Below are 14,483 nucleotides of genomic sequence, written 5' to 3' on the forward strand. Positions count from 1 at the left end.
AGATATGAAAAAGATATATACTTATTTGATGATGCTAACTGTTAGCGCATTAATTATCTCCTGTAATGAAGAGTGGAGTGGTGAACAATATGAACATTATATTTCTTTTAAAGCTCCAATAAACAGTGATGGGGTATCACGAATTAACGTACGCTATAAGGCGAACGAAGCAACTACTTATCAGGTGCCTTTGATAGTTAGCGGTACGACTTTAAATGATAAAAACTATACAGTACGTATTGGTTTGGACCCAGATACTTTAGTGGTTCTTAATAAAGAACGTTATAGTACGCGTATAGATCTTTATTATCAGGTATTACCAGCTACTTTCTATTCATTGCCGGAGACCGTTGAAATAAAAGCAGGGGAGAATACAGCACTTTTACCTATAGATTTTAAGTTGAATAATATTGATTTGTCAGAGAAATGGGTGCTGCCTTTAACTGTTGAAGAATCTTCAGATGGTAGCTATACCCCTAATTATCGTAAGCATTATCGCAAAGCATTACTCCGTGTTATGCCTTTTAATGATTATTCGGGCAATTATAGTGCAGTAAATTATAAGTGTTATATCAAAGGAGCGGAAAGTGAGGCCCCATTTGTCAAAAACTATGTAATGACTTATGTGGTGGACGATCAAAGCCTTTTTTTCTATGCTGGCATTATTGATGAAACCCGTGTCGATAGGAAAGGATATAGGATTCTTGCTAAATTTATAAATAATGATAATGGAGAAATCGGCAATGTGGAATTATCTCCTGCAGATTCTGACAATAAAATGAAATTTCAAATAGGTAAAGATGACTATGGGAAAGAGGTAACCCCTACCTATAGTGTAACTGAAACAATGGATCCTATTCGTCCTTATTTGAAACGTAAGACTATAATCATTAGAAATATTAATTACACTTATGTTGACTATACTACAATTCCGGGGGTAGAAACCGAATATCATGTAATAGGTTCTTTGGCTTTAGAGCGTCAGATCAATACTCAAATACCAGATGAAGATCAAGCTATTGACTGGGAGGCTGGGAATTAAATAGTTTTGTCTATTGATTAATATTGGATAAATTATCAAATATAAGAGATAGAGAAGAACATATGACCGGAGTTCTTCTCTATCTTTATTCTTTTGTGAAAGAAAATCGATTATTTATTAGATATTGCTTTTTATTGGTCAGAATTTTGCCTTTTTTCTATGATATCTTCCTTATTTTTGTTTGGAAGCAATGAGAATGGTGTTAATTAAATCGGAATAATTATGAATATAAAAAAACATTTACCTTGGTTGGGGGCTTTACTCCCTATTATTAATGCACAAGCGGATACGAATCCCAATGTAGTTATCATTTATATCGACGACATGGGTATAGGTGATATTGGCTGTTATGGAGGAAAATTTGTAGCGACGCCCAATATTGATAAACTGGCACAGGACGGATTATTGTTTAATCAATATTATTCTTCCGCACCGGTTAGTTCACCCTCCCGTTGTGGATTAACAACAGGACTTTTCCCTATTGAAGTAGGAATTAATACTTTCCTTAACGACAAGGCAAGTAATAAGAGGTGCGAGCAGCGTAATTATCTGGACGACAAACTTCCTTCTATGGCACGTGCTTTTCAGAATGCAGGATATGCTACCGGACACATTGGTAAATGGCACATGGGAGGTGGACGTGATGTGCACAATGCCCCTTCTATCAAGAACTATGGGTTTGATGAATATCTTTCTACTTATGAAAGCCCCGATCCGGACCCTGCGATAACAGCTTCTAAGTGGATATGGTGTGATAATGACAGTATAAAACGTTGGAAACGCACAGAATATTTTGTAGATAAGAGTATTGACTTTATTAAACGTCATAAAGATAGTCCATTCTTTCTCAATCTTTGGCCGGATGATATGCATACACCATGGGTACCGGAGTTTAAGCAAAAAGAAAGAAAAAGCTGGGAGACAAAAGAGGCGTTTTCGCCTGTGCTTGGAGAGATGGACAAACAAATCGGTCGTTTTATTAAGGCACTGGATGATATGGGATTATCCGAAAATACGATTATCATCTTTACCAGTGATAATGGACCTGCACCCAGTTTCAAGGCTGTTCGCTCCGCTTATTTGAGAGGTACCAAGAATAGCCTTTACGAAGGAGGTATCCGTATGCCGTTTATTGTCAAATATCCTAAGAAGATTAAACCCGGTCGGGTGAATAATTCTTCAGTGCTATGTGCGGTGGATTTATATCCTACTTTATGTTCCGTGGCCGGGATTAAAACTGAGAAGAACTATAAAGGTGATGGACAGAATTATGCAAAAGTTTTGCTCGGGAAGTCGGAGGCAAAACGAAAAACGGATTTAATGTGGGACTTTGGTCGAAATAAGCATTTTGGTTTTCCCGGCAATCCTTACGATAGAAGTCCGCATCTGGCAATCCGTAGCGGCAAGTGGAAGCTGTTGGTGAACGGAGACGGAAGCGATGCACAACTATATGATATGGAGCTGGATAAATTCGAGAAGAATAACATAGCTGGCGAACATCCGGAATTAGTTGCAAAACTAAGCAAGAAAGTATGCGAATGGTACGCCCAAAACAAAGATAAAGGATTGCAAACAGACCTCTAATTAAAAAAAACATGAATTCAAAAGCTTTTCTTTTGCCGGCAGCACTGATGATAGCCGGCAATTCCGTTGCAAACTCAAAAGGGAAAAAAACTGATAAAAGACCCAATATACTGGTGATTCTTGCAGATGACCTTGGCTATTCTGATTTAGGATGTTATGGCAGTGAAATCCATACACCTAACCTTGATAAACTGGCACAACAAGGAGTACGCTTCAACCATTTTTATAATGCGAGTCGTAGTTGTCCCACCCGTGCTTCTTTGCTGACCGGACTGTATCAGCATCAGGCAGGAATCGGACGAATGACTTTTGATGACAACCTGCCCGGGTATCGTGGCACACTTTCACGTAATGCGGTTACGATAGCCGAAGTGCTGAAAGAATCTGGTTACACTACCAGTATGATCGGAAAATGGCATGTTGCTGAAACTCCATTGCGTAAAGATCAGCGTGAATGGCTGGCACATCATGTTTACCATGACACCTATTCGGATTTATGTCACTATCCGGTAAACCGTGGCTTCGATTCTCATTACGGAACTATTTATGGAGTAGTAGATTACTTTGACCCGTTCAGCCTAGTTGAAGGAGAAGTACCTGTAAAAGAAGTACCGGAAGGATACTATATCACTCAAGCACTTTCGGATCGTGCCGCAGAAGAAGTAACGGAATATGCCAAGGATGATAAGCCGTTCTTCATGTATTTGGCTTATACCGCTCCACACTGGCCGCTCCACGCCTTGCCGGAGGATATTGAAAAGTATAAGGATACGTACAAAGTCGGTTGGGAAGCTATACGCAATGCCCGTTACGAGCGTCAGAAGCAACTGGGAATATTTCCGGGAATGGACGATTTTTTGTCCGAACGTCAGTTTAAAGACAGATGGGAGGACAATGCTCATGCGGAATGGGATGCCCGTGCGATGGCTGTGCACGCTGCAATGATCGATCGTATGGATCAGGGAATCGGACAGGTTATTGACGCATTGGAGAAGACCGGCCAGTTGGATAATACACTGATTCTTTTCCTCTCAGACAATGGTTGCAGTAATGAGAACTGTCAGAATTACTCTCCGGGAGAGAATGACCGTCCGGACATGACCCGTAAGGGAGAAAAGATGGTATATCCCCATAATAAAGAGGTATTACCCGGACCGCAAACGACCTATGCTTCATTGGGTGCCCGTTGGGCGAATGTGGCAAACACACCTTTCCGCTTTTGGAAAGCCAAATCCTATGAAGGAGGAATCTGCACACCGATGATTGCGCACTGGCCGAAAGGAATTAAAAAGAATGTAGGCGGTATGACACCGGAGATAGGTCATGTGATGGACATCATGGCTACTTGTATAGACATGGCTGGAGCAACTTATCCTGCTAAATACAAAGGAAACGATATCATTCCTATGGCAGGCAAGAGTTTGCTTCCTATTTTCAAAACCGGTCATCGTGAAGGACATGATTATCTGGGCTTCGAGCATTTCAATGAGCGTGCATTCCTTGCCAAAGACGGTTGGAAACTCGTGCGTCCGGGCGAGAATGCCAAATGGGAACTCTACAACTTGAATGAAGACCGGAGCGAACAACATAATCTAGCTGATAAATATCCGGAGAAGAAGAACGAAATGGTGAAAGCGTACGAGGAATGGGCGAAACGCTGCATGGTAGAACCCTATCCGGGACAAAAAAAGAAATAAGAGCATTATGGTAAGAACCAACTTCTTAATGACTGCCCCTTTATTGATGGCATCATTTTGTTCCGCACAGGAGAAACCGAATGTCGTACTGATTCTGGTAGATGATATGGGTTATTCCGATATCGGTTGTTATGGTGGCGAAATACTTACTCCCAATATTGATGCGTTGGCGTCTAAAGGTGTACGTTTTACTCAGTTTTATAATACTTCCCGTTCTTGTCCGGCACGTGCAAGTCTGATGACAGGCTTGTACCAGCACCAGGCAGGTATTGGGCAGATGTCCGAAGACCCTTTTGCGAATCCTGACCAGAAGAGTCCTAATGATTGGGGAGTACAAGGGTATAAAGGCTATCTGAACAGGAACTGTGTCACAATAGCCGAAGTGCTGAAAGAAGACGGTTACCATACTTATATGGCAGGTAAATGGCATCTGGGAATGCATGGAGAAGAAAAATGGCCTTTACAGCGGGGCTTTGAACGTTTCTATGGTATTCTTTCGGGGGCATGCAGCTATCTTCGTCCATCGGGAGGACGTGGGCTGACGCTGGATAACACCAAACTTCCGGCTCCGGATGCGCCTTATTATACGACGGATGCTTTTGCTGATTATGCTATCCAGTTTGTGGATGAACAAAAGGATGACCGCCCTTTCTTTCTCTATTTGGCTTTCAATGCTCCTCATTGGCCGCTACATGCGAAAGAGAAAGATATACAGAAATTTACAAAGATATATCGTAAGAAAGGTTGGGATGAAATTCGGGAAGCACGGCGTAAACGGATGGCAAAGATGGGGATTATTGATTCAAATACAGACTTTGCCGAATGGGAAAACCGGAAATGGGACGAACTGACAGAACAGGAAAAGGACCAAGTCGCTTATCGGATGGCTGTATATGCAGCTCAGGTGCATTGTGTAGATTACAATATCGGCAAACTGATTGATTGCTTAAAGAAGAATCATAAAATGGACAATACTCTTATTTTGTTCATGTCCGACAATGGTGCTTGTGCCGAACCTTATGAAGAGCTGGGAGGAGGAAAGGTGGAGGAAGTGAATAATCCGGCTTCGAGTTTTGCGCCGACTTATGGCAGGGCGTGGGCGCAGGTTTCTAATACTCCTTTCCGAAAATATAAATGCCGTGCTTATGAAGGTGGCATTTCTACTCCTCTTATTCTGTCGTGGAAAGGAGCATTAGGGAATAAGAAAGGTAAGTGGTGTCGTGTTCCCGGATATTTGCCGGACATCATGCCGACTATTTTAGAAGCAACCGGAGCTAAATATCCGGAGACTTATCATGGAGGAAATAAAATTTATCCGTTGGTCGGCAGCAGTCTTTTTCCTGCTGTCCATAAGAAAACGGACTCCTTGCATGAATATATGTATTGGGAGCATCAGAACAACAGAGCGATCCGCTGGAGAGATTGGAAGGCTATCCGTGATGAAAAAGGCAAGGAATGGGAACTGTATGATGTCGTAAAAGATCGGACAGAACGCTTTAATGTGGCAGAACAGCATCCGGAAGTATTGACAAGATTGGTTACGGAATGGGAGCGTTGGGCGCATGCAAACTTTGTTTTACCGAAACATCCGAAAAAATAAAAGAAGGACAGATAATGAATAAACTGATCTTGGGGGCGTCTATGGTAGTAAGTGCAACTACATTGTCGTTTGCACAGCAGGTAGAACGCCCTAATATCGTTATTGTACTTGCTGACGATTTGGGATGGGGAGATGTCGGATTTCATGGCAGCGAGATAAAAACTCCTTGTCTGAACGCTTTGGCAGCAGAAGGAGTTGTACTGGATCGGTTCTATACAGCTCCTATCAGTACGCCCACTCGTGCCGGACTTATGACAGGGCGTTATCCCAATAGATTTGGCATACGTACAACCGTTATTCCGCCTTGGCGTGAAGACGGATTGGATGAAAATGAAGAAACTCTGGCCGATATGTTGGCACGTAACGGATATAGTAACAGAGCCATTATCGGCAAATGGCATTTGGGACATACCCGGAAGGTACATTACCCGATAAATAGAGGCTTTTCCCACTTTTACGGGCATCTGAATGGTGCAATTGATTATTTCGATCATATGCGTGAAGGAGAATTGGATTGGCACAATGACTGGGAGACTTGTTATGATAAAGGATATTCTACTGAATTGATTACCCAAGAAGCTGTCAGATGCATCAATACTTATGAGAAAGAAGGTCCGTTCTTGTTGTATGTAGCTTATAATGCCCCTCATACACCGTTGCAAGCGCAGGAAAAAGATATAGAACTTTATTGTGATGACTTTGGTAGTCTGACACCGAAAGAGCAGAAGAGAGTAACGTATCAGGCAATGGTGTCCTGTATGGATAGAGGAATTGGTACGATTGTGGATGCTTTGAAGAAAAAAGGGATAATGGATAATACATTTTTGATCTTTTTTAGTGATAATGGTCCCGCCGGTGTACCGGGATCGTCATCCGGCAAACTACGGGGCAGGAAGTTTGACGAATGGGACGGAGGTGTGCGTGTGCCGGCTGTCTTTTATTGGAAAAGGGCGGAAAGTAACTATAAGAATCTGAGTTCTCAAGTGACTGGATTTGTAGATATCGTTCCGACATTGAAAGAGTTAGTAGGAGATAAGAATCGTCCGGAACGTGCGTATGACGGAATCAGTATACTTCCGTTGTTAATAGGTAGTACCAGTTGTATTGACCGTAATTTCTATTTGGGATGTGGAGCTGTTGTGAACAAAGACTATAAATTGATCAGAAAAGGGCGTAAGCCGGGATTGAATTTGCCACAAGACTTTCTGGTAGACTATCAAACAGACCCTTACGAGAAAAAGAATGCTTCTAATGGAAATGAACAGATTGTGAGATCTTTGTATCAGGTTGCTCTGAAATATGATACCATTACTCCTTGTTTACCCGAGATTCCTTATGGTAAAGGACGTGAGGGGTTTAAAGCACCTGTGGAGTGGAAAGTAACACGCTGAATGAATCGGGCCGAGGCATTCCGAAATGCAGGGTATGTGTTATTAATTCGAGAGACTACTCAATTATAAGACAGCCTCTTTATTATATTTACATATCTTTCAATCCCAGAACTTGTGTCTCAATATCATATTTAGACATTTCTTTTTGTTTTAAATGTTCCACTTTCTCCATGAAAACAGTATGGCTATAGTTGTTCTCAGGAACTCGTTTAACTTCAGCAATAAGAGCTTTCTTACCACTGGATTTAAGAGCAACAATATCTATTTCATAAGAATTTATTCGTTGTTTGCCAATAGAACTTTTTGTTTCCCACCAAGAGCCTATTTCCTTGAAACCTCCGGTTTCTGCCAGTTTCTGTTTGAAGTATTTCTCTAACACCCTACCTGAATAGGTCGGATAATCAGCTTTTGCTAATTGTCTCAAATCATCAAAATTCTGTAATTCAATATAAGAGCGATTCTGCTCAATATATTTAAACCAGAAATTCAAGAAATTATCACCAATAACATATCGTACATTTTTCTTAGTTCCGGGTTTTGCAAAAATAGGACGTTCCCGGGTTATTAAATTGTATACATTCTCCAGTTTGCTTAAATAACCTCCGATAGCTGTACCGCCCAATGCCGATTCTATCTCGCCTTGCGTATAGTGCCCGTTGGCGATTTCTGACAAAATGGAAAAATAGGTACCATAGTTTTTCCCAAACTCAGTTATCAATAAATTACGTCCTTCATCTATAAACAAGGAGTTTTCCGAAAAGACAAAGTCATACATCTTATCTATAGTAAGCGCTTGGTTATCACAAAACAACTCTACATATTTAGGGATTCCTCCTGTCAACGTGTATAAAGCTAATAAGTCATCATTGCTATATCCGGAAGCAAGATCCTCCATTATTTGTTTCAGGACACCGATCTTAAAAGCACGCAGACATAAAATATTGTCAGCACGCCCAAATAGGGGTTCATTATGATCAGTGAATATTTTCTGCATTAAGGAGTACACAGAACCACTGATGACCAAATTTATTTTAGTTTCTTGTTTATACTCATCCCAAAGATTCTGCATATCACTAAAGACGTCAGGTCGGATATTATAAAACTCTTGAAATTCATCTATGACAATATTAAAAGCACGTGTTTTACCAACTTCAAAAAGATATTGCATCAAATTGGTAAAAGTAGGTATTCCTTCAGGAACGAATATGGATAGAGTTTCACGTACTATCTTTACAAAATCAGTAACTAATATGCTTTCAGCTTTTCTTCCAATGAATAAATAAACTGTAGGCGTTCCTTTCAAAGCCTCCTTTATGAGACTGGTTTTACCAATGCGTCTACGTCCTGTGACCACAATCATTCTGGAATTTTGAGTAAATGCAAGCTCTTGCACACGCTTCAATTCCGCAACTTCTTTTTCTCTATTATAGAATTTCATAATGATGATTTGTTTTCTCAACGGCCATTGACTCAACCGCTGTTGCGAAAATACAAAATAAATTGAGAACAATCAATTTTAGCATGCAAATTATGAATGTTTCATCCTATATTATAATTCTTTAAGTAATGCAGATTAAGTTTCTAATTCCGTTATAACATATCTTTCTATATGTCCAAACATTTTTATAACATGGGGGTATATGAATCGGATTAGAGGAGATAATGCAAATTTGTTGACATAGTACTATTGATAAATAGCATAAAGATTGAGTTAGAACAACACAAATACAATACGTTACCGAATTAAACCGTTGATAATATGCCGTTTACAACCTTGCTATACGGTTTGGACAGGACCCGGAAAATCAACTTTGTACAGATGATTTTGCAGGCCATTGGGCTCATAATGCCAATCTTTCAATAAAAGCGATTATGGGTGTAGCCGGATATAGTGAAATAGCCCATATACTCGGATTAAACAGTGTAGCAGAAAGATACGCTGACATAGCTAAAAAAATGGCGATGAAATGGGAAGAAATGGCAAATGAAGGTGACCATTATCGCCTCGCTTTCGACCGCAATAATACCTGGAGTCAAAAGTATAATATTATCTGGGATAAGATGTGGAATTTGAATATATTCCCTAATAATGTAATCAGTAAAGAAATCAACTACTATCTGACAAAGCAGAATCTATATGGATTGCCATTAGATTCCCGCAGAGATTACACAAAATCCGACTGGATTATGTGGACAGCAGCCATGTCTCCAAACCGTGAAATTTTTGAGAAGTTTGTAGATCCTCTTTATAAATACATCAATGAAACTACTTCACGTGTGCCTATCAGTGACTGGCATGATACCAAAACTGGCAGAATGACCGGATTTAAGGCACGTTCCGTAATTGGAGGATATTGGATACAAGTGTTAATGGATAAGATGAATCATTAAAAATATGGACAATAAGTTGAAAGAATACTTTTTCGCATGGATGAATCATTTCAGCATAATACAACAAGAGATAAGTAATGAACCAACAATATAATATTTTATTAATCATTAATTTTTTACGTATGAAAAAAAACAAAATCATGAAAGACTACTGGCGGGTATGCTGGATGGCATTACTGCTAGTTGCTCTATTCTTCGGAAGTTGTAGTGATGACAATGACAGCAACGGAGATTCAGACAATGCAGCATTTGATCCGAATATTCCGGTTCAAGTAAGTGGTATCAATCCGACTACGGGGGGATTCGGGCAGCGATTAGTTATATCAGGAGAAAATTTTGGTAATGATCCGTCTATTGTGAATGTCTTTGTTGGTGGAAAAAAAGCTATCGTAATCAATGTGAAAAATCATTCTATCTACTGTTTGGTACCTTCACAGGCTTATTCCGGAGAAATCGAAGTACAAATATCCAATGGCGACAATCCGGTAGTATCTACTATCGCAGAGGCCAAGTTCGAATATGTGCGAAAACAGTTAGTGAGTACATTATGTGGTTCGCGTAGAGATGACGGCGGATACGATACAAAAGATGGTCCATTTAATGATTGTGGTGCATTTGGTTCCCCCAACTGGTTAGAATTTGACCCTAAATATCCCCACTTAGTGTACGTTGCAGCCGATAGAGGTGCAGGTGATGAAAATGAAGGAAACGGTAATATGCGTATTCTCGACCTCAAAAACCAATATGTAGGAACGGCTCTTACAGAAGGTGACATGGGAGGTACTAACCGCGGACGTGCACTTGCCTTTTTTGATGAAAATCACATGGCTGTGGCAGTTGACCAAGGAGACGAATTGAGAGCAGCTGTATATGGTTTTACACGTAATAGAGAAGCCCCTGAGGGCGATGAGCGCAATTATAAAATGTGGGGAAACAGATTAGCGTTGGTTAATTTCAAAGCTTGTAATACAGTAACTTTTCATCCGGTAGATGGTGATATGTACTTTAATAGTTGGGATAAGGGGCAATTCTTCAAAGTAGAGAAGCAACAAATTCAAGAAATTTTCGACGGTACACGTACAACTCCTGCTGATAAAGAAGTACTTTTTCAAATGGATAATGGATGGGAATATAATATCCGTATACATCCGACAGGGAATTATGCTTATATTGTGTCTATTAACAAACACTATATTCAGCGCACAAATTATGATTGGGCAAGTAAACGATTTGTCACTCCCTTCATTGTAGCGGGAACAGCAGAAAGAGCTGCTTATGTAGACGGAATTGGAACAAGCGCACGTTTTAATACTCCTTATCAAGGAGTTTTCGTAAAGAACCCAGAGTATGCAGGGCAAGAAGATGAATACGATTTTATTCTTTGTGATAAGATGGGGCAATGTATCCGTAAAATTACCCCGCAAGGAAAGGTCTCAACATTTGCCGGTCGCGGAAGCGCCAGTCTGAATGGTAACCCATGGGGATATGTAGATGGAGATTTACGTCAAGAGGCCCGTTTCGACCGTCCGAAAGGTATAGCTTACGATGAAGCAACCGATACGTATTACATCGGTGATGGTTCCAATCGGCGTATCCGTAAGATTGCTTACGAAGGAGAAGAATAACTAATGATTAAAACGCACATGAATAATATGAAAAAATATTTATCATTATGTATCATGCTGTTGTGCCTTTGTTCAACGGTTATGGCGCAGCAAGAAAAAGTTGTTGTGAAAGGTGTTGTTACAGACGAAGCCAAAGAGCCGTTGATCGGTGTGAATGTCACCGTGAAGGACATGCCCGGTTTAGGTTCAATCACAGACATGAACGGTCATTACTCCATAACCATGGAACCTTACCGCCAGTTAGTGTTCACTTATATTGGTTATGAATCGAAAGAAGTAATGGTTAAAGAACAACGTACAATAAACGTTGTTATGAAAGAAAGCGTGACAAGAGCAGTAGATGAAGTCGTTATTACTGGTACGGGAGTTCAGAGAAAACTAACACAGACAGGTGCTATTACAACGGTAGATGTTGGTGAGCTGAAACGTAATCCATCTTCCAGCATTGTCAATGCACTGGCAGGTAATGTACCGGGTATTATGGCGCGTCAGACTTCTGGACAGCCAGGTAAAAATATATCTGAGTTCTGGATTCGCGGTATATCTACGTTTGGTGCCAACTCATCTGCTTATGTATTAGTTGATGGTTTCGAACGCAGTATGGATGAAATCAATATCGAAGACATCGAAACGTTTACTGTATTAAAAGATGCTTCGGCTACTGCTATTTATGGTTCGAAAGGTGCTAATGGTGTAGTATTGATTACTACTAAACGCGGAAAAGCCGGTAAAATCAAAATTGATGCTAAAGTAGAAACAACCTATAATACGAGGACTGTACTCCAAAGTTCGAAGACGGATTTACTTATGCCAGCTTGATGAACGAATCGCGAATTACCCGTAACAACGAGGCTGTATATAAACCAGAAGAGTTGGACATCTTACGTTTAGGCTTGGATACGGATCTTTATCCGAATGTGGATTGGATGGACATGTTACTCAAAGACGGTGCGTGGAGTAACCGTATTAACTTAAATATGAGTGGAGGTGGAACAACAGCCCGTTATTTTGTTTCTGCTAGCTATGTGAAAGAAGATGGTATGTATAATACAGATGAATCTTTGAAAGATGATTATAATACCAATGCAGCTTACCATCGTTGGAACTACCGCTTGAATACCGATATTGACATTACAAAAACAACCTTATTGAAAGTCGGGGTAGCAGGATTCTTATCCAAACGTAATAGTCCGGGATTAGGTGATGGTGATGTTTGGGGGGAACTTTTCGGATATAATCCAATTAAGACCCCTGTTATGTATTCCAACGGATATATACCAGCTATTGGATCCGGCAATAAAACAAACCCATGGGTAGCTGCAACCCAAACTGGATTCAATGAAAATTGGACAAATAATATTGAAACAAATATTTCTTTGGAACAAAATTTTGATTTCATAACTAAAGGATTAAAGTTCGTTGGGCGTTTTGGCTATGACAGCAACAACCAAAATACGATCCGTCGTCTGAAGTGGCCAGAACAATGGTTGGCAGAACGTGCCAGAGATCCGGAAACTGGTGAATTAAGATGGAAGAAGATCAGTGGTTCTCAGAACATGAAACAGGAAAGCAGTTCTAGCGGTAATCGTCGGGAATTCCTAGACATGATGCTAAACTGGGATCGTTCTTTTGGAGCTCATCACCCTAGCGCTACTATAAAGTATACACAAGACTCTTACATTCAGACACAGAATTTAGGAGAAGATTTGAAGACTGGTATTAACAAACGTAATCAGGATTTGGCCGGACGTGTAGCTTACAATTGGAATTATCGTTATTTTATTGATTTTAATTTTGGCTATAATGGAAGTGAAAACTTTGCCAAAGGCGACCGTTTTGGTTTTTTCCCTGCTTTTTCTCTTGCATGGAATATTGCGGAAGAACCGTTTATCAAAAAACATTTGAAATGGATGAATATGTTTAAAGTTCGCTTCTCTTATGGTAAAGTAGGTAATGATAATGTCGGAACGCGATTCCCCTATCTTTATACTATTGCAGACCGTTATAAAAACGGGGATAATGAGATTATTTATGGAGGATACGATTGGGCACAATATCCTTCAAGTTATTCGTTTGGTGGTTTAGGATTTGCAGATGTAGCCTCCAATGGTATCACTTGGGAGGTTGCTGAAAAGAATGACTTAGGTATAGACCTTGCATTGTTTAATGATAAATTTACTGCAACGATCGACTATTTCGATGAAAAACGTACCGGAATTTATATGGTTCGTAACTACTTACCTCAGATTGTCGGTTTGAACGGGCATAATCCGGCAGCAAATGTAGGTGCTGTAAGTTCTAAAGGTTTCGATGGACACTTCTCATACAAACAGAGAATCAATGACGTGAACTTAACTGTACGTGGCAATATCACTTATAGTAAAAATGAAGTACTGGAAAGAGATGAGGAGAATAATGTATATGCCTATCAGATGCAAAGAGGCTATCGTGTGGACCAATGCAAGGGATTAATCGCAGAAGGATTATTCAAAGATTACGATGATATCCGCAATAGCCCGACACAAAGTTGGGGAAAGGTACAACCGGGAGATATCAAGTATAGAGATGTTAACGGTGATGGTGTGATCAATGATGGAGACCAGGTAGCTATCGGTGCAACTAGCCGCCCAAATCTGATTTATGGTTTAGGTGCATCTGCCTCTTGGAAAGGTTTAGATGTGAATGTCCACTTTCAAGGAGCAGGTAAATCAACATTTTTCACTTATGGCAAGTGTGTATGGGCCTTTACAGAAGGCGAATGGGGAAATATTTTTAAAGGTATGCTGGACAACCGATGGGTAGATGCTGATACAGCTGAAACATTAGGTATTCCTGCCAATGAAAATCCTAATGCTTCGTATCCACGTTTGAGCTACCAAGGTGACAATGCCAGCAATAATAACTACCGAAACTCTACTTTCTGGTTGAAAAATGGTCGTTACCTTCGACTAAAAACAATTGATGTTGGTTATACACTCCCCAAATCAATTGTTAACAAGATGCACTTTAATAATATCCGTATTTTTTTGGTAGGAACAAATCTCTTGACATGGTCTAGTTTCAAGACTTGGGATCCTGAAATGGGCGATCCCAGAGGTGAATCATATCCGTTAACAAAATCGATAACTATGGGTATAAGTGTTAATTTATAAA

Annotated in this window: 7 protein-coding genes and 2 pseudogenes; 8 read left to right on the plus strand and 1 reads right to left on the minus strand. The window is 40.2% G+C overall.

Translation table 11 applies throughout. The features are described from left to right. The first annotated feature begins 4 nt into the window (after positions 1 to 4). The 5 genes from BT_RS17625 (at position 5) to BT_RS17645 (ending at position 7,314) form a co-directional block, all read left to right on the plus strand. The gene (locus BT_RS17625) at positions 5 to 1,042 is read left to right on the plus strand and encodes a DUF4973 domain-containing protein (protein ID WP_008767671.1); all 1,038 of its coding nucleotides are present in this window, start codon (positions 5 to 7) and stop codon (positions 1,040 to 1,042) included. Between the two features lie 222 nt (positions 1,043 to 1,264). Further along, positions 1,265 to 2,626 carry a sulfatase-like hydrolase/transferase gene (locus tag BT_RS17630; RefSeq protein WP_008767670.1) on the plus strand — a complete coding sequence of 454 codons (1,362 nt, stop codon included), beginning with the start codon at positions 1,265 to 1,267 and terminating at the stop codon, positions 2,624 to 2,626. An 11-nt stretch (positions 2,627 to 2,637) separates the two neighbouring features. Further along, positions 2,638 to 4,323: an arylsulfatase gene (locus BT_RS17635; RefSeq protein WP_008767669.1), complete on the plus strand. Its 1,686-nt coding sequence runs from the start codon at positions 2,638 to 2,640 to the stop codon at positions 4,321 to 4,323. 7 nt (positions 4,324 to 4,330) lie between these two features. Next, positions 4,331 to 5,923 carry an arylsulfatase gene (locus BT_RS17640; RefSeq protein WP_032841352.1) on the plus strand — a complete coding sequence of 531 codons (1,593 nt, stop codon included), beginning with the start codon at positions 4,331 to 4,333 and terminating at the stop codon, positions 5,921 to 5,923. A gap of 41 nt (positions 5,924 to 5,964) precedes the next feature. Further along, a complete protein-coding gene (locus tag BT_RS17645) occupies positions 5,965 to 7,314 on the plus strand; it encodes an arylsulfatase B (RefSeq protein ID WP_050547434.1) in 1,350 nt (449 codons plus the stop codon). An 88-nt stretch (positions 7,315 to 7,402) separates the two neighbouring features. Here BT_RS17645 and BT_RS17650 read toward each other — a convergent pair whose 3' ends face one another. Then, positions 7,403 to 8,752, minus strand: a complete 1,350-nt coding sequence (locus BT_RS17650; RefSeq protein ID WP_008767666.1) for an ATP-binding protein — start codon at positions 8,750 to 8,752, stop codon at positions 7,403 to 7,405. A 347-nt stretch (positions 8,753 to 9,099) separates the two neighbouring features. Here BT_RS17650 and BT_RS17655 point away from each other — a divergent pair. From BT_RS17655 to BT_RS17665, 3 genes and pseudogenes are all read left to right on the plus strand, one after another. After that, positions 9,100 to 9,705 (plus strand): annotated as a pseudogene (locus BT_RS17655) (glutaminase domain-containing protein); the annotation flags it as partial. A gap of 122 nt (positions 9,706 to 9,827) precedes the next feature. Continuing rightward, complete coding sequence (locus BT_RS17660) at positions 9,828 to 11,330, plus strand: IPT/TIG domain-containing protein (RefSeq protein WP_224200551.1); 1,503 nt, start codon at positions 9,828 to 9,830, stop codon at positions 11,328 to 11,330. A gap of 27 nt (positions 11,331 to 11,357) precedes the next feature. After that, a pseudogene (locus BT_RS17665) lies at positions 11,358 to 14,482 on the plus strand (SusC/RagA family TonB-linked outer membrane protein). The last annotated feature ends 1 nt before the right edge of the window (position 14,483 follow it).

The sequence above is a fragment of the Bacteroides thetaiotaomicron VPI-5482 genome (assembly GCF_000011065.1).
Classification (GTDB): Bacteria; Bacteroidota; Bacteroidia; order Bacteroidales; family Bacteroidaceae; genus Bacteroides; species Bacteroides thetaiotaomicron.

Coding starts and splice junctions, on each gene's coding strand:
- BT_RS17625 (WP_008767671.1), top strand. CDS start 5: ATGAAAAAGATATATACTTATTTGATGATGCTAACTGTTAGCGCATTA.
- BT_RS17630 (WP_008767670.1), top strand. CDS start 1,265: ATGAATATAAAAAAACATTTACCTTGGTTGGGGGCTTTACTCCCTATT.
- BT_RS17635 (WP_008767669.1), top strand. CDS start 2,638: ATGAATTCAAAAGCTTTTCTTTTGCCGGCAGCACTGATGATAGCCGGC.
- BT_RS17640 (WP_032841352.1), top strand. CDS start 4,331: ATGGTAAGAACCAACTTCTTAATGACTGCCCCTTTATTGATGGCATCA.
- BT_RS17645 (WP_050547434.1), top strand. CDS start 5,965: ATGGTAGTAAGTGCAACTACATTGTCGTTTGCACAGCAGGTAGAACGC.
- BT_RS17650 (WP_008767666.1), bottom strand. CDS start 8,752: ATGAAATTCTATAATAGAGAAAAAGAAGTTGCGGAATTGAAGCGTGTG.
- BT_RS17660 (WP_224200551.1), top strand. CDS start 9,828: ATGAAAAAAAACAAAATCATGAAAGACTACTGGCGGGTATGCTGGATG.